Source organism: Dryocola sharpae, from assembly GCF_051307055.1.
Classification (GTDB): domain Bacteria; phylum Pseudomonadota; class Gammaproteobacteria; order Enterobacterales; family Enterobacteriaceae; genus Dryocola.
This window is the reverse complement of sequence record NZ_CP149994.1, coordinates 1,556,901-1,572,720: the sequence shown is the minus strand read 5'-3', so window position 1 is coordinate 1,572,720 and position 15,820 is coordinate 1,556,901. Positions and strand designations below refer to the sequence as shown.

The following is a 15,820-nucleotide window of genomic DNA, read 5'->3' as shown; positions in this document are numbered from 1 at the left end:
TAATTTTGGCTGGACATCAAAAAATGTCACAATAGCCCTATCACGAAGATCCGGCATTTGCCGTCACTAAGGTTTTACATGACGAATTTACCGCAATTCTCGCGCGCATTGCTTCATCCCCGCTATTGGGGAACCTGGTTTGGGATTGGTTTACTCTATTTAATTACTCTGCTTCCTTATCCTGTTATTTATCGCCTCGGACTCGGGCTTGGTCATTTAGCCAGACGATTTATGAAACGCCGCGTCAGGATCACGCGTCGCAACCTTGAGCTGGCTTTTCCGCAAAAGAGCCCGCAGGAACGCGAGGAGATCCTGCTTAAAAATTTTGAATCCGTGGGTCTTGGCCTGATGGAAACCGGCATCGCCTGGTTCTGGCCGCTCTGGCGTATTCAGCGCTGGTGCGATGTCAGCGGCGTTGACCAGATACACGCGGTTCAGGACGCAAAGCGCGGCGTGCTGCTCATCGGCATCCATTTTCTGACGCTTGAACTCGGCGCCCGCATGTTCGGCATGAATACCCCCGGCATCGGCGTCTACCGTCCGAATGACAACGCCCTGCTCGACTGGCTGCAAACCTGGGGCCGCATGCGCTCCAATAAAAGCATGATTGACCGCAAAGACCTGAAGGGCATGATCCGCGCCCTGAAGCAGGGAGAGATAATCTGGTACGCACCGGATCATGACTACGGCCCGCGCGGCAGCGTTTTTGTCCCCTTCTTCGGCGTGGACGAAGCCGCCACCACTACCGGAACCTACACGCTTGCGCGCATGTCCGGCGCGGCCATTGTTCCGATGGTGCCGCGTCGAAAGCCCGATGGTCAGGGTTACGAATTAATTATTCTGCCCGCCGAATTTTCGCCGCCGCTTGAAACGCCCGAGGGTACGGCCATATGGATGAACAACATCATTGAGCGGTGCATTTTAATGGCGCCGGAGCAATATATGTGGCTTCATCGCCGCTTCAAAACCCGGCCGGAAGGCGTTCCTTCCCGTTACTAATAAATCACTTACGCTTTCTCCTTCGTAAGGAGGAGAGAGCAATTTCATTTAGCCAAAAAAGCTTTCCGGTTTGCCTCTTTTCACACTTCAGGCGCATACTTAGCAGGGTAATATTTTCTCTTTCCAGCTTTTTCCCGCTGGTTTTTCCGATTGTCTGGAGCGTTATGACTCCCCCTGAGAGCAGCATTAACTGGAAGCGCAACCTCGCCATCGCCTGGCTGGGATGCTTTCTGACGGGCGCAGCCTTTAGCCTTGTGATGCCATTCCTGCCGCTTTACGTCGAGCTTCTCGGCGTAACCGGCCACAGCTCCCTGAATATGTGGTCCGGGATAGTATTCAGCATCACCTTTCTCTTTTCCGCTATCGCCTCTCCCTTCTGGGGCGGCCTTGCCGATCGCAAAGGCCGGAAACTCATGCTGCTGCGGTCAGCGCTGGGCATGTCCGTGGTGATGGTGCTGATGGGGTTTGCCCAGAATATCTGGCAGTTTCTCGCATTGCGCGCGCTGCTGGGATTATTAGGCGGCTTTGTTCCCAACGCTAACGCGCTGATTGCCACTCAGGTTCCGCGCCATAAAAGCGGCTGGGCGCTGGGCACGCTCTCAACGGGCGGCGTAAGCGGCGCCTTGTTAGGCCCCTTAATCGGCGGCCTGCTTGCCGACAGTTACGGCCTGCGTCCGGTATTTTTCATCACGGCTTCGGTCCTGTTTATCTGCTTTATCCTCACCTTCTTTTGCATTCGTGAGGCGTTCACACCGGTCCCTAAAAAAGAGATGCTTCATGCGCGCCAGGTGCTCACCTCGCTCAAAAATCCTCGTCTGGTGCTTAGCCTGTTCGTCACCACCATGATCATTCAGGTAGCGACCGGGTCCATTGCTCCTATCCTGACGCTCTACGTACGGGATCTTGCAGGCAACGTAAGCAACCTGGCATTTATCAGCGGGATGATTGCCTCGGTGCCGGGCGTGGCGGCGCTGATAAGCGCTCCGCGCCTGGGCAAACTAGGCGATCGCATCGGGCCGGAGAAGATCTTAATCTGCGCGCTGGCGATCTCCGTTGCGCTGCTGATCCCCATGTCGATGGTGCAAAATCCCTGGCAGCTTGGCATCCTGCGCTTTTTACTTGGCGCGGCAGACGGGGCGCTGTTACCCGCGGTGCAAACCCTGTTGATATACAACGCCAGCAATCAGGTTGCCGGACGAATATTCAGCTATAACCAGTCCTTCCGCGATATCGGCAACGTTACCGGCCCGCTAATCGGCGCGGCGATCTCAGCCAGCTACGGCTTCCGTACCGTCTTTCTCGTCACGGCAAGCGTCGTGTTGTTTAACGCCTTTTATTCCTGGATTAGCCTGCGCAGCCCGCCCGAAAGGATCCATATTCCGGGCGAGTAATCGATCAAATTATCGACATTTAAACGCTCAGACTTGCAACTTTGCGAACAGCGTCAACAATTAACATGAAATTGCTACGGAGCATCCGCTCCCTGACCTCTGCCATAAGGAGATTTTCATGAGCATGTACGCAACGCTTGAAGAAGCCATTGATGCCGCAAGAGAATTATTCCTCGCCGACCATCCGGACCAGGATGAAGAGTCTGCCAGCGTGCAGCAGCTCAATATCCAGAAGTATGTTCTGCAGGATGGCGACATCATGTGGCAGGTGGAGTTCTTTGCTGACGACAGCGAAACCGGCGAATGTTTACCAGTGCTGAGCGGCGAGGCCGCACAAAGCGTTTTTGACGGCGATTATGAAGAGATTGAGCTGCGTCAGGAATGGCTTGAGGAGAATACGCTGCACGAGTGGGATGAAGGGGAATTTCAGCTGGAGCCGCCTCTGGATACCGAAGAAGGCCAGGCCGCGGCCGATGAGTGGGAGGAGCGATAAGCCTTATTCGTAAGGACCGTGGCTGGCATCAATGGGCAACAGCAGAGTGTCAAAGACCAGCGAGAACGGTAGATCCAGCACCGTGATGTAGCGCCAGCCGCTGTCCCGCATGTCCCACTGCACGCCGGGGTAATACTGATTTCCATGTCCCTGCCCCGGCACCGCGCGGCTGATGATGCTGCCGCAGCCGCTCAGCATGCAGGCTACCATGATGACAACTAGCGCTTTTAACAACGTCTCTCTCCTGTCTTGTTTCGGCTGAGTATAACGATCCCGGCCTTAAGCGCAAAAAAATGCCGACCCGGAGGTCGGCATTTTCACCTTTATCGGGTGGCGTGACCGCAACGCTTACCCGGCCAGTTTTTATCTCAAATAACCTGCTGCTTAACCGGTAAGGCAGCCGGGTTCAGCGACAGCGCGTTGTAATTGTCCACCCACGAAGAGTAACGCTGAGGATTAGACCAGACGCGGTAGTGCAAACGAGACATCGTCACCGGGTCGCTGAGCAGCACCAGACGACGGTCGCGATTGAGTTTATCCGGCGTTTCGTTAAGCGCCTGCTCAACGTGGCGATCTCGGGCTATCTCAAGCACCTGGCTTGCGCGGTGACGCGCCGTGGCCATCGCCGTCGTCAGGGCGTTAAACGACGGGTTAAACACCGCGTGCATAAAGCCATCTTCCAGCGTACGGCTGCGGTTGAGCTTCAGATAGTTATCGGTATCCACCAGCACCTGCGGAGGAGAGTACTCTTCGGGGATCAGGAATAGCTTCCAGCGTTTGGTGCGCAGGCCCACCGTGCTACGGCTGGAGATCACCGAGACAAACGGCGAGAGGATCAGCGAGAAGACGATTGGCGCAAGCCAGAACAGGAAACGCAGATCCAGCCACGCCATGCCGACCGCCCACACCAGCCCCAGCAGTAGCTGCGAGCCGTGGCGCTTGAATGCTTCACCCCACGGAGTGGAGTCGTCATCGCGCTGCGGGGAGTTCCAGACCACTTCCCAGCCCAGGAACGCGCTGACCACAAATACCGTATGGAACAGCATGCGCACCGGCGCCAGCAGCACGGAGAAGAGCACTTCGAGCAGCAGGGAAAGCGTGACCCGCAGGAAGCCGCCGTACTCTTTCGAGCCTTTGCACCAGATAAGAATGATGCTCAGCAGCTTAGGCAGGAACAGCAGCACCATGGTCGATGCGAACAGCGCAATCGCCAGCTCAGGACGCCACTGCGGCCACACCGGGAAAAGCTGACGCGGCTGCAGGAAGTACTGTGGCTCCGTCAGGGCATGCACCACCTGCAACGCGGTAGATAACGCCAGGAACATAAACCACAGCGGCGCAGAGAGATAAGACATGACGCCGGTCAGGAATACCGCACGGTGAACCGGGTGCATGCCTTTAACCAGGAACAGGCGGAAGTTCATCAGGTTACCGTGGCACCAGCGACGGTCACGCTTGAGTTCATCCAGCAGGTTTGGCGGCAGCTCTTCATAAGAACCCGGCAGATCGTAGGCAATCCACACGCCCCAGCCCGCGCGGCGCATCAGCGCAGCTTCCACAAAGTCATGGGACAGGATAGAGCCCGCGAACGATCCTTCACCCGGCAACGGCGCCAGAGCGCAGTGTTCGATAAACGGCTTAACGCGGATAATGGCGTTGTGGCCCCAGTAGTGGGACTCGCCCAACTGCCAGAAGTGCAGACCTGCGGTAAACAGCGGCCCGTAAACGCGCGTCGCAAACTGCTGGCAGCGCGCATACAGCGTGTCCATACCGGAAGCTTTCGGCGAAGACTGGATGATGCCGGCATTCGGGTTCGCCTCCATCAGGCGTACCAGATTGGTCAGGCAGTCGCCGCTCATCACCGAGTCCGCGTCCAGCACCACCATGTAGCTGTACTGGTTGCCCCAGCGTCGGCAGAAGTCATCGATGTTGCCGCTCTTGCGTTTTACGCGGCGGCGGCGACGGCGATAGAAAATCTGCCCTTCGCCCTGCACTTCCGCAATCAGCTCCATCCACGCCTTTTGCTCGGCAACGCAGATATCGGGGTTGTAGCTGTCGCTCAGGATGTAAACGTCGAAATGCTGCTGCTGGCCGGTAGCTTTCACCGACTCCCAGGTGGCGCGCAGGCCGGCAAACACGCGATCCACATCTTCGTTACAGATAGGCATAATCAGCGCGGTGCGGTGCTGCGGATTGATCGGCTCATCCCCCACCGTCGAGGCGGAAATGCTGTACTTGTCCTTGCCCATCAGCAGCTGCAGGAAGCCCATCAGCGCGGTCCAGAAACCGGCCGATACCCAGCAGAACAGCACGGCGAACAGGATCAGGATGCCGCTTTGCAACACATACGGCAGCAGCTGCATAAAGGACACCCACACATCCTGGCCGACCATGTCAGCTGGATTAATAAGCGCCCAGCCCTGGTACGGCAGAATGGTCTTCATGTACCAGGTGGCAACTACGGTCTGCGCAAGCGTCAGGATCAGCAGGATGTAACGGCGGATAGTCCCGACGGTACGCCATTTCTGCTCGGCTTCGGCTTCTTCCTTCGACAGATAACGCGGATTGATTTCCCGTCCGCGCAACCGGTCCCAGAAGCGCCCGATAGGGTTGGTGCGCCACGGATCCGGGAACATGGAAGAGCGGGTTGCTTTTGGCATTGCCTTAAGCTGGGTACGCCCTTCGTCATCGTCGATCAGCTGCTCGCCGTCCAGCGAACCCGGCCAGCTCGCCTTAAGGCGAGCTTTTACGGACGCTAACGGCGCGTCGTCTTCGCGATCGTAGTGACGACCTGACGCATCCAGCGCTTCGTGCACCGCTTGCAGACTGGCTGTCGGAAGAGCCGCCTTTTCGGCGGCCGTAAGGGGAAGTGCCTCGATATAGTCAGGCGCTGTATCAGTAGACTTATTCATTAGCAGGTAACTGGTAGCTCCAGGTTTCACTCAGGGTCTGGTCGCCGTTGACCAGGGCCGCGCGCATTTCCGTCGGCTTTTTGTCATCTTTGACTTTTACACGCATTGTCAAACGCCAGCCTTTGGTAACCGGGTTGTAACGCACCTGGCTATCAACGATTTCGCCGTTATCGCCAATGCTGGTCTGGGCGGTTATCGGAGTGTCCTGCGGCAGCTTTTTCATCTCCGCGCCAACGTAGTCCACCACAAAGGCGACCGTACCGTCCGGCTGGCGGATAAGGTTCGACTGCTTCACGTCACCCGTTGAACGGCGAGTCTGCGCAACATAAGCGTTATCCGGCGCATGCATTTTGTCTTCATCGCGGCTGAAGGTGATGGTGTATTTAAAGTTCATCTCTTTGCCCGGCTCCGGCAGCTGATCCGGGGTCCAGTAGGCTACGATGTTGTCGTTAGTTTCGTCGTTGGTTGGGATTTCCACCAGCTCAACGCGACCTTTGCCCCAGTCGCCCTGCGGCGCAACCCAGGCGCTTGGACGGCGATCGTAGCGGTCGTCAATGTCCTCAAAGCGCGAGAACTCGCGGCCACGCTGCAGCAGACCAAAGCCTAACGGTTTTTCGGTTGCAAAAGAGCTTACCGCCAGATGTTTCGGATTATTCAGCGGACGCCAGATCCACTCGCCGTTACCGGCATGGATGGACAGTCCGTTGGAGTCGTGCAGCTCTGGGCGGAAATTGGTAGACGGAGAGGGTTGATTCGGCCCAAAGAGGAACATACTGGTCAGCGGCGCGACGCCCAGCTTACCCACTTTATCGCGCAGATAAATTTTAGACTGCACGTTCACCACGGTGTCACGTCCGGGCGTAATCACAAAGCGATAGGCGCCTGTTGCTCGCGGGGAATCAAGCAAAGCGTACAGCGTAAGCGTTTTCTCGCCGGCTGCCGGGCGTTCAATCCAGTATTCGCGAAAACGAGGGAACTCTTCGCCGGAAGGCAAAGCGGTATCGATAGCAAGGCCGCGCGCGGAAAGCCCATAAACCTGGCCTGCGCCAATTACGCGGAAGTAACTCGCTCCGAGCATGCTGACAATTTCGTCGTTCTTATCTTTGCTGTTGATCGGATAGAGCACTTTGAACCCGGCAAAGCCGAGATCTTTCACGGTGTCTTTATCGTGTTTAACGTCACCGAAATTAAAGTAATCCGGGCTGTACTTGATCTTGTGGACGGCGGTTGCGGTCACTTCATTGAGGGCAACCGGCGTGTCGAAATACATGCCCTGATGGTAGAATTCAAGCTTGAACGGGGTCTTAAGCTTACTCCAGTAGGCTTTGTCATGGTTGAACTGGATCTGCTGGTAGTCCGCATATTTCATGTCGCGAAATTGCGAAGGCAGATTGCTTTTCGGTGCTTCGTAGCTTTTGCCCGCTAATGTTTTCGCCTGTTTTGCGACATCATCGATAGTGAAGGCCCAAACCGTAGTGGTATAAAGGGACAACATCACTGCAACGCCCAGCCCACACATTTTCATCATTTTTGGTTTATGTTTCATATTAACCAGCACATCCCCCTTTGTGTGCTTAAATCAATCCAATCCATTTTAATGGAAACTTCTGCTTTCCGACAACCAAATCCCCGTATTGTTCAGCACGCCGGCTCAGGCTTTAAGCAAAAAAAGACAACCGCTTACGCTTTCAGACGCAGCCCTGGAGACAGAATGTCACGGTTAGTGTAGGGTTGCCACGGAAAGTCATCCCAATTAGCCGTAGAGCCTGAAGGATCGCTATCTTAAGGATAAGACGATTAGTCCGATAATGTCTGGAGTATTATGAGTAACACACCTGTGCAACGCGAATTTTTCCTGGATTCTATCCGGGCCTGGTTAATGTTATTGGGCATTCCCTTCCATATCTCATTAATCTATTCCAGCCACGCCTGGCATGTGAACAGCGCCCTGCCCTCCTGGTGGCTCACCCTGTTTAACGACTTCATTCACGCCTTCCGCATGCAGGTATTTTTTGTCATTTCAGGTTATTTTTCTTATATGCTTTTTTTGCGCTACCCGCTTAAACGCTGGTGGAAAGTGCGCGTTGAGCGCGTCGGCATTCCTATGCTTACGGCAATTCCTCTGCTTACGCTGCCGCAGTTTCTGATGCTGCAGCACGTTAACGGCAAAGCGGCGAACTGGCATACATTAACGGCTTATGAAAAATACAATACGCTGGTCTGGGAACTGATTTCGCATTTATGGTTTTTACTGGTGATGGTGGTATTAACGACAGTTTGTCTTTTTTTGTTTAAAAAGATGAACAGATACGTTACGCGGCATAAAGAAAATAGTAACGCGGCCTTTTCGTTAGGAAGACTCTCAGTTTTATTCCTTGCCTGCGGAATTTTATATGGCGCAATTCGGCGCACGATTTTTATTATTTACGCCCCGTTATTAAGCGACGGACTGTTTAATTTCGTGGTGATGCAGACGCTCTTTTATCTGCCATTTTTCCTGCTCGGCGCGCTGGCCTTTACCCGTCCGCAGCTGAAGGCATTGTTCACCACGCCTTCTCCGTGGTGCGCCGCTGGCGCAGCGCTGGCCTTTGCCGCCTATCTGTTAAACCAGCGCTATGGCAGCGGCGATGCGTGGATGTATGAAACCGAAAGCGTGATTACGATGCTGATGGGGCTGTGGATGGTCAACGTGGTGTTTTCCCTGGGCCATAAACTGCTTAACTTCCACTCTGCGCGCGTGACCTATTTTGTGAATGCATCGCTATTTATCTATCTGGTGCACCACCCCCTGACGCTCTTTTTCGGCGCGTATATCACGCCGCATATCGCCTCTAACACGCTTGGATTTATTGCCGGGCTAATCTTTGTGGTGGGGATTGCCGTGCTGCTTTATGAACTGCATCTGCGCGTTCCCGTGCTGCGTTTCCTCTTCTCTGGCAAGCCGCAGAAGAGCGCCGCTAAAGCGACGACATCCACCGGATAATTATAAAAGCCACTCCACCGGTAAACGGTAAACCAGCCTTACCAGCACCCGCTGCCAGAAGCGGGTGTGCGGCTCTTTCTTCCAGACGATTTCTTTACCGTCGCGGCTTTCCACCCAGTTCACTCTACCCCAGCGATCGAGGCGCAGCGTCCAGGCGGCGTCTCGTTGACTCTGGCTAAAGCGAGCATGGATATCTTCGGCAAGCGTGGCGCTTTCGATAACAAATCCCATTTCGGTATTCAACATCGCAGAACGCGGATCGAAGTTAAACGAGCCAATAAAAACCTGGCGCTTGTCCACGCTAAAGGTTTTCGCGTGCAGGCTCGAGCCCGAGTTGCCGGTCAGGCCGCGATCGTGAGGAATATCTCCTCCTTCATGCTGCGGCTTTAATTCAAAAAGCGCAACGCCGTGACGCAACAGCTTCTTTCGCCAGCGGGCGTAGCCTGCGTGTACGGGCGCCACGTCGTTTGCGGCAAGAGAGTTGGTCAGAATGGCGATTTTCACCCCTTTGCGCACCAGCCCCAGAATCTGCGCAATCCCCGCCCGGGTAGGCACGAAGTAGGCCGAGATAATATCGATTTCCTGCTGCGGCTGGCCGATAACCTTCAGCAGACGTTGGGGCAGCAGCGTATGGTTGCGCGCCCTGCCCTGTCCTTTACGCGGATCGTCGCTCAGCAGTCTTGTTTTCGCCCAGTACATTTTTAGCGTGCGGGAAATCAGATGCGTCGCAAACTGGCTGGTAGCCAGCCTGTCGAGATAGCGGCGGGCTATAGGATCGTTTTGCCAGTCATCAGGCAGCTGCACGCGCTGCTGCAGCGCTTCCTCGTCCATGTCGAGCACTTTATCGAGCGTTGAAACCGACTGGCAGTGCCAGTAGCGTTCAAAATCATGGCACACTTCCGCGACAACCGGCCCCACGGCCAGCACGTCAAGATCGGAAAACAGCGGCTGTTCGCCTGCGCCAAAATAGGCGTCGCCCACGTTGCGCCCGCCGATAATCGTTGTTTCGCCGTCTACCGTGAAGCTTTTATTGTGCATGCGCCGGTTCAGGCGTGCGAAATCCGTAAGGTAGCCAATCGCCCGAAACAGGCGAAACGAAAAAGGGTTAAACAGGCGGATTTCAATATTCGGATGCGAATTCAGCAGGCGCAGCGTGTCATCAAGGCCGTTGGTATTGTTATCGTCCAACAGCAGGCGCACGTGCACGCCGCGTTCGGCGGCGGAGAGTAAGGCGCTGAACAGCAGCCTGCCGGACATGTCGTCTTCCCAGATGTAATACTGCACATCGAGCGTTTTCTCCGCCATGCCGCACAGCATGTAACGCGCGGCGAAGGCATCCAGGCTGTCCGCCAGCGTGTGGATTCCGCTAAGGCCCGGGTGTTCAGCCGTCGTCGGCGCTATTGCCCGCCCCAGGCGGGTAGCATGCTCTGCTGCCATATTAAAGCTGGGCAAGATAGCGCTCATAGATGCGTGTGTTTTCGTCATCAAAACAGACAAAAACCACCTCTTCAGGCAGCGGCCTGATGCCGATATATTTATAAACCACATCAACCGCAATGCGCGCGGCCTGCTCCTTAGGATAGCCGTACACGCCGGTGCTGATGGCAGGGAAAGCAATGGTGCGATAGCCGTTTGCCGCCGCCAGATCCAGGCAGTGCCGATAGGCCTGCTCAAGCAGTTCGGCTTCGTGGCGTTCACCGCCGCGCCACACCGGCCCCACGGTATGAATAATCGCTTTTACCGGGATATTGCCGGCTTCGGTAATCACCGCATGACCCGTGGCGCATTCGCCCTGCTGCTGAACGATGGTTTTACAGGCCGCCAGTAAAGCAGGGCCAGCAGCCCGATGAATGGCGCCGTCCACCCCGCCTCCGCCCATCAGAGATGAGTTGGCCGCATTCACAATGACATCCACGTCGACCTTTGTGATATCGCCCTGAATTACCGACATTCGTTCACTCATTGGGAAACCTCCAGTTAGTCTTTGATAATAGTCTAAACGTAGCCAGCAACGTTCGTATATTACTTACTGTCTGGGTTTAGCGGAGCGAAACCGCCTGGAGGTGGCGAGAACAGGTTAACGGGCGCATCCCGTTTTGCCGGGATGCGTCATGAAGGGATAAGAAGGATCTTAAATCAGAAATCTACGGACATAGAGAGCTTAAGCGTGCGCGGATCGCCCTGCGTAATGTAGGTGCCGCTGTCGTCCACCGATGCCCAGTATTTTTCGTTAGTGACGTTTTCTACGTTGGCGCGCCAGGTCAGCGTTTGATCGTTCACTTTGGTGCTGTAACGCACGCCGAGGTCAAGACGCGTCCAGCCGTCGAGCTTCATGGTATTCGTCGCGTTAACGTACTGAGAACCGGTGCGGATTACGGTTCCGCTCGCGGTCAGATTTTGCACCCACGGCAGATCCCATTCCCCCCCCATCGTCACGGCATAGCGCGGCACGCCGACCGCATCGTTACCGTCGTTGGCGCCGCCTGCGGTTTTGCTTAATTCAGGCTTCATCCACAGCGCGCTGCCCAGCAGGCGCACGCCATAGACCGGCTCGCCGAAAACGTTCAGCTCCATGCCGCGGCTGCGCTGCTCGCCATACAGGCCGTAAACGTTGTTATCATCAACCATGCCGACAGGCTTTTTGATTTCAAACAGCGCCAGCGTGCCGCCCACGCGGCCAAAGTCCATTTTCACCCCAGCTTCGTTCTGTTCAGACTGCACAATACCGACAACCTGCCCGGCGTTGCTCGCCTGGCTGCCGGCCGTAGGCCCCGGCTGCAGCGCTTCAATGTGGTTTGCGTAGAAAGACACATGCTCCCACGGCTTCACCACCAGGCCATAAACCGGCGTCACTTTGAAAGCGCCAAAACGCGTTTCGGGCGTTTCCGCCCCCTGATAATCGTAGTTACGCACCGTCACATCCTGTCGACGAGCGCCAACGGTCAGCAATACGCGTTCGTCCAGCGCGGAAAGCGTATCGGAGATGGAAATACCGGATGTACGCGTACGGCTACGATCGTTTGGATCGTCCATATTCCCGCCGCTATAAAGCGTTGCCGGGTAATCAATCGCTGTTGGATCGTAGATATTTATGGTGTTCGCTGAGCCGGACATGGTGTAGGCCGCGCGGGTTTTGCGGTATACGCCTGAATAACCCAGGTTAACGCTGTGGCCGATAGCGCCGGTAGCGAACTTGCCGCGAATGCCCGTCATGCCGGAGAAACTATCGGCAACGTAGCGCGTACCCAGGCGAGTAAGGCTCGCATTGCCTTCGTCGTCCAGCAGCTTCGGCGTGCTGTATTCGCCGCGCTCGTCGGTATTGTTCCCGCCGATGCCGCCGTAAAACGTCCAGTTATCCAGCACGTCATATTCACCGCGCAGCGCGGCGAAGCGAGTGGACATATCCGAATAGACCCATTTCTGACTGTAGTTATCGGTATTGTCCGGCACTTCCGGTATTTCGGTGGCGGCCGCTAAACCCACTCCAATCCGGCCGTGATGCATACTGGACTTCTGCCAGCCGGCGTCCAGAGAGCCGCGCAGCCGGTCGCCTTTATAATCCAGGCCGACCGTGGCAAGCGTGGTGCGGGCTTTTTCTTTATCAACAGCGGTTTCGCCTTCGCGATGCAGGACGTTCACCCGTACGCCAAATCGATCGCTGTCGCCAAAACGACGACCGGCGTCAAGGGAAGTGCCAACCTGCGAATCTGAGCCGTAATCCACGCCGACGCGGGCTAACGGCTCGCTATCTGCGCGCTTTGGCTCCACGTTAATTGACCCGCCCACGCCGGAACCGCCCGGCGGCACGCCGTTCAGGAAAGCATTCGACCCCTTAATCACCTCGACGCGTTCCGCAACGTTAGTCGCAACAATCTGACGAGGTAAAATGCCGTACAAACCGCCAAAGGAAATGTCATCGCTATCAAGCTGAAAGCCGCGGATACGATAAGATTCGGCGAAGTTACCGTAGCCGCGCACCGCCTGTACCGTGGCGTCGTTACGAATAACGTCGCTCAGCGTTGTCGCCTGCTGGTCTTCAATCATCTTCGCGGTGTAGCCGATGATATTGAAAGGTACGTTCCCCGCTTCCTGCTCGCCAAGCAGCCCCAGGCGCGCGCCGTTGGCGACCTGGCCGTCAAGATAAGGGGGAACTAATTCGTCACCGCCTGCACGGAAGGTGCTTTCCGGCGTGGCGCTGACCGTGATGGTATCTTCTTTAGCTGTTTTAGCAGCCTCGCCCGTGGCGGCAAACGCCGGAAATACGGCGGCGCTAACCAGTACCGCGAGCAGGCGTGGATGCAATCCCGCCGGTGAAGAGAGTGCGTGTTGCATGAGTTATTCCCTGTCAAAACAATAATGAGAACGCTTCTTATTTTGCGTATGATTATCGTTTGCCAAACGGGAATTGCAAGAAAAATGAAAGTACGTTTCTCAGCAGCGTACAAGCTCAGGGGAAAATTGCGCAGGGAAAGGTTCTGTACCGCAGCAGGCAATCAGCGTGTTATCAACGGATAAGTGGGTAAGATAGCGCCCCGGCGGGCAAAGCGTGGCCAACGGAAGGTCAAGCGAGGTGATTTGCCAGACCGTTCCGCCCTGCTGTTTTAGCACCGCCTCATGGGCGGTCCACAACGTCCAGAACGCCGGAAGCTGCTCACCGGCAGGCAATGCGGCGAGCCAGGCGTAAATTTCCGCAGCAAAGCTGTGCTGCGCCACGGCCAGAAAACGCTTTCGCGGGCGCAGCAGTTCGATATCGCAACCCACCGCATCATTGCCTGCCAGCACCGCGACGCTGGCCGCGCTGTTGCTGATATTAAAATGCGGCAGTTCAGGGTGCCAGGGCTTGCCGTGCGGGCCTGCCTCAAGCTTTGGCAGCGCTTTTTTTCCCAGGAGCATCGCCAGCAGAACCCTTCCTGCAAGCCAGACGGGACGTCGTTTTCCCTCCGGCGCCGCCGCCATTAATTCAGGCGAGAGCCAGCGTGCGGCCTGTTCGTTATCGCCCAGGCGCGCAACGGAGCCAAACGCCAGCCGGTAACCCATTACGCCCAGCGACGCAGAACGAGCGAGGTGTTAATGCCGCCGAAGGCAAAGTTGTTGCTCTGCACAAACTCTGTCTCCAGGCGACGCGCGCTGCCCATAATGTAATCCAGCTCGCCGCACGCCTCGTCGGGATGATGCAGGTTGAGCGTTTCGGCAAACCAGCCTTCGTTCATCATGCCGATGCTCATCCAGGCTTCTAATGCGCCGCACGCTCCCAGCGTGTGGCCCAGATAGCTTTTCAGCGAAGAGACCGGCGTGCCTGCGCCAAACACGGCGGCGGTCGCCTGCGTTTCCGCAATATCACCGCGATCTGTCGCCGTACCGTGCGCGCAGATGTAACCAATGTCGCTCGCTGCCAGCCCGGCGGTACGCAGACCGCGCTCGATACAAACCTGCATTGTCTCTTTTTGCGGCTGCGTGATGTGCGCGGCGTCGCAGTTGGTATGGAAACCGATTATTTCCGCATAGATCTTCGCTCCGCGCGCCTGCGCATGTTCGAGATCCTCCAGGATCAGCGTCCCGGCCCCCTCGCCGATGACCAGCCCGTCGCGCTGCCGATCGAACGGCGACGGCGTGGTATGAGGAAAATCGTTGCGCTGGCTGGTGGCAAACAGCGTATCGAATACGGCCGCTTCGGACGGACAAAGCTCCTCTGCTCCTCCCGCCACCATCACGGTTTGATAGCCATGACGAATAGCTTCCCAGGCATAGCCAATCGCCTGGCTGCCGGAGGTGCAGGCGCTGGACGTCGGGATCACCCGTCCGCGCAGGCCGAAAAACAGCCCGGCATTTACGGCAGCCGTGTGCGGCATCATCTGCACGTAGGTCGTGCCGGTGATATTGCGGGTGTGCTTTTCGGTAAGCATCGTGGCAAATTCGCTAACCGGCCCGGTGCTGCCCGTTGAAGAGCCGTAGGCGATGCCCGTATCGCCGCTGGTCAGCACCGGATCGTCGAGCAAGCCTGCCTGCTCAAGCGCCAGCTCCGTTGCCCGCGTGGCCATCAGAGAGACCCGCCCCATAGCGCGAATGCGCTTGCGGGTATAGTGAGCCGGCAGCGCAAAATTATCGACCGGCGCGCCGAGCATGGTGTTCAGCCCGTCGTAAATCTGCCATTCCGGCATGTTACGCACGGCGTTTCTCCCCGACTTCAGGCCGGTGGCGACGTCCTGCCAGCTTTCGCCGAATGCGGTAACGCCGCCCATTCCTGTTACGACCACGCGGCGGATCACAGCATACCTCCATTAATGGAGATAACCTGGCGGGTCACGTAGCCCGCGGCAGGAGACATCAGATAACGCGCAAGCCCGGCGACTTCTTCCGGCTGCCCCATGCGTTGCAGCGGGATCAAACGCATCGCTTCTTTGAGCGCGGCCTCTTCCATCTCAATCATGCCGGTATCGATAAGCCCGGGCGCGATGCAGTTAACGGTGATTTTGCGTTTCGCCAGCTCAACGGCCAGCGCTTTGCTGGCGCCGATAATGCCCGCTTTCGCCGCGCTGTAGTTCACCTGACCGCGATTGCCCATCAGCCCGGAAACAGACGACAGCGTAATAATGCGACCGCCGTCGCGCAGGCCGATCATCGGCATCACGCAAGGCTGGATGACGTTATAGAAGCTATCAAGATTGGTATGAATAACCCCGTCCCAGTCCTCTTCGCTCAGCGCCGGAAAGGCGCCGTCACGCGCCACGCCCGCGTTATTGACCAGGCCCCAGTATGGGCCGTGAGCGTCGATGTCCGCCTCAAGGGTTGCACGACACCCGGCGCGGTCGCCGCTGTCGAACTGTATCAGCCGGCCCGAACCGCCCTGCTCTTCGATCTGCGTTAACGTCTGCTGTGCGCCTTCTTCGTCGCGGTGATAATGTACCACCACGCTAAAACCGTCCGCTGCCAGGCCAAGGGCAATAGCCCTGCCGATGCCTTTGCTGGCGCCGGTCACCAGTACTGTTCTTGTCATACCTGCTATCCCATCAGATTGCTGACAAAAAGGGAAAAAGCTTCGTCT

Annotated in this window: 13 protein-coding genes; 4 read left to right on the top strand and 9 right to left on the bottom strand. The window is 56.6% G+C overall.

What is annotated here, in order from left to right:
• The first annotated feature begins 78 nt into the window (after positions 1 to 78).
• The 3 genes from WLO31_RS07475 to WLO31_RS07465 all read left to right on the top strand — a co-directional run bounded on the left by WLO31_RS07475 (position 79) and on the right by WLO31_RS07465 (position 2,883).
• Positions 79 to 999, top strand: coding sequence for a Kdo(2)-lipid IV(A) acyltransferase (locus tag WLO31_RS07475; RefSeq protein ID WP_435929842.1), 921 nt, complete (start codon positions 79 to 81; stop codon positions 997 to 999).
• Positions 1,000 to 1,163: 164 nt separating this feature from the next.
• Complete coding sequence (gene mdtG, locus WLO31_RS07470; protein WP_435929841.1) at positions 1,164 to 2,390, top strand: multidrug efflux MFS transporter MdtG; 1,227 nt, start codon at positions 1,164 to 1,166, stop codon at positions 2,388 to 2,390.
• Positions 2,391 to 2,508: 118 nt separating this feature from the next.
• Positions 2,509 to 2,883 (top strand): MysB family protein, encoded by a 375-nt coding sequence (locus tag WLO31_RS07465; protein ID WP_435929840.1) that lies wholly within the window; start codon positions 2,509 to 2,511, stop codon positions 2,881 to 2,883.
• Between the two features lie 3 nt (positions 2,884 to 2,886).
• Here WLO31_RS07465 and WLO31_RS07460 read toward each other — a convergent pair whose 3' ends face one another.
• The 3 genes from WLO31_RS07460 to mdoG form a co-directional block, all read right to left on the bottom strand.
• Positions 2,887 to 3,117 (bottom strand): YceK/YidQ family lipoprotein, encoded by a 231-nt coding sequence (locus WLO31_RS07460; RefSeq protein WP_435929839.1) that lies wholly within the window; start codon positions 3,115 to 3,117, stop codon positions 2,887 to 2,889.
• Positions 3,118 to 3,251: 134 nt separating this feature from the next.
• The gene (gene mdoH / locus WLO31_RS07455; protein WP_435929838.1) at positions 3,252 to 5,795 is read right to left on the bottom strand and encodes a glucans biosynthesis glucosyltransferase MdoH; all 2,544 of its coding nucleotides are present in this window, start codon (positions 5,793 to 5,795) and stop codon (positions 3,252 to 3,254) included.
• Positions 5,788 to 7,323, bottom strand: a complete 1,536-nt coding sequence (mdoG, locus tag WLO31_RS07450; RefSeq protein ID WP_435930544.1) for a glucans biosynthesis protein MdoG — start codon at positions 7,321 to 7,323, stop codon at positions 5,788 to 5,790. The genes mdoH and mdoG overlap by 8 nt, the downstream gene beginning before the upstream one ends.
• A gap of 294 nt (positions 7,324 to 7,617) precedes the next feature.
• Here mdoG and mdoC point away from each other — a divergent pair, with 294 nt between their 5' ends.
• Entirely contained in the window at positions 7,618 to 8,778 is a 1,161-nt protein-coding gene (gene mdoC / locus WLO31_RS07445) for a glucans biosynthesis protein MdoC (protein ID WP_435929837.1), read from the top strand.
• On the opposite strand, the gene WLO31_RS07440 is transcribed toward mdoC, so the two are convergent.
• The 6 genes from WLO31_RS07440 to WLO31_RS07415 all read right to left on the bottom strand — a co-directional run bounded on the left by WLO31_RS07440 (position 8,779) and on the right by WLO31_RS07415 (position 15,772).
• The gene (locus tag WLO31_RS07440) at positions 8,779 to 10,266 is read right to left on the bottom strand and encodes a phospholipase D family protein (RefSeq protein WP_435929836.1); all 1,488 of its coding nucleotides are present in this window, start codon (positions 10,264 to 10,266) and stop codon (positions 8,779 to 8,781) included.
• Positions 10,217 to 10,741 (bottom strand): O-acetyl-ADP-ribose deacetylase, encoded by a 525-nt coding sequence (gene ymdB / locus WLO31_RS07435; protein WP_435929835.1) that lies wholly within the window; start codon positions 10,739 to 10,741, stop codon positions 10,217 to 10,219. The genes WLO31_RS07440 and ymdB overlap by 50 nt, the downstream gene beginning before the upstream one ends.
• Before the next feature lie 173 nt (positions 10,742 to 10,914).
• On the bottom strand, positions 10,915 to 13,110 hold the full coding sequence (locus tag WLO31_RS07430; RefSeq protein WP_435929834.1) for a TonB-dependent receptor: 2,196 nt from the start codon (positions 13,108 to 13,110) through the stop codon (positions 10,915 to 10,917).
• A gap of 99 nt (positions 13,111 to 13,209) precedes the next feature.
• Positions 13,210 to 13,815: a 4'-phosphopantetheinyl transferase superfamily protein gene (locus WLO31_RS07425; RefSeq protein ID WP_435929833.1), complete on the bottom strand. Its 606-nt coding sequence runs from the start codon at positions 13,813 to 13,815 to the stop codon at positions 13,210 to 13,212.
• Entirely contained in the window at positions 13,815 to 15,044 is a 1,230-nt protein-coding gene (locus tag WLO31_RS07420; protein ID WP_435929832.1) for a beta-ketoacyl-ACP synthase, read from the bottom strand. The genes WLO31_RS07425 and WLO31_RS07420 overlap by 1 nt, the downstream gene beginning before the upstream one ends.
• Positions 15,041 to 15,772, bottom strand: a complete 732-nt coding sequence (locus WLO31_RS07415; protein WP_435929831.1) for a 3-ketoacyl-ACP reductase FabG2 — start codon at positions 15,770 to 15,772, stop codon at positions 15,041 to 15,043. Before WLO31_RS07415 ends, WLO31_RS07420 begins: the two co-directional genes overlap by 4 nt.
• Positions 15,773 to 15,820: the final 48 nt, after the last annotated feature.

Bases quoted from the DNA above. Each gene is read 5' to 3' on its own strand.
- WLO31_RS07475 (WP_435929842.1), top strand. From the start codon at position 79: ATGACGAATTTACCGCAATTCTCGCGCGCATTGCTTCATCCCCGCTAT.
- mdtG (WP_435929841.1), top strand. From the start codon at position 1,164: ATGACTCCCCCTGAGAGCAGCATTAACTGGAAGCGCAACCTCGCCATC.
- WLO31_RS07465 (WP_435929840.1), top strand. From the start codon at position 2,509: ATGAGCATGTACGCAACGCTTGAAGAAGCCATTGATGCCGCAAGAGAA.
- mdoH (WP_435929838.1), bottom strand. From the start codon at position 5,795: ATGAATAAGTCTACTGATACAGCGCCTGACTATATCGAGGCACTTCCC.
- mdoG (WP_435930544.1), bottom strand. From the start codon at position 7,323: ATGATGAAAATGTGTGGGCTGGGCGTTGCAGTGATGTTGTCCCTTTAT.
- mdoC (WP_435929837.1), top strand. From the start codon at position 7,618: ATGAGTAACACACCTGTGCAACGCGAATTTTTCCTGGATTCTATCCGG.
- ymdB (WP_435929835.1), bottom strand. From the start codon at position 10,741: ATGAGTGAACGAATGTCGGTAATTCAGGGCGATATCACAAAGGTCGAC.
- WLO31_RS07430 (WP_435929834.1), bottom strand. From the start codon at position 13,110: ATGCAACACGCACTCTCTTCACCGGCGGGATTGCATCCACGCCTGCTC.
- WLO31_RS07425 (WP_435929833.1), bottom strand. From the start codon at position 13,815: ATGGGTTACCGGCTGGCGTTTGGCTCCGTTGCGCGCCTGGGCGATAAC.
- WLO31_RS07415 (WP_435929831.1), bottom strand. From the start codon at position 15,772: ATGACAAGAACAGTACTGGTGACCGGCGCCAGCAAAGGCATCGGCAGG.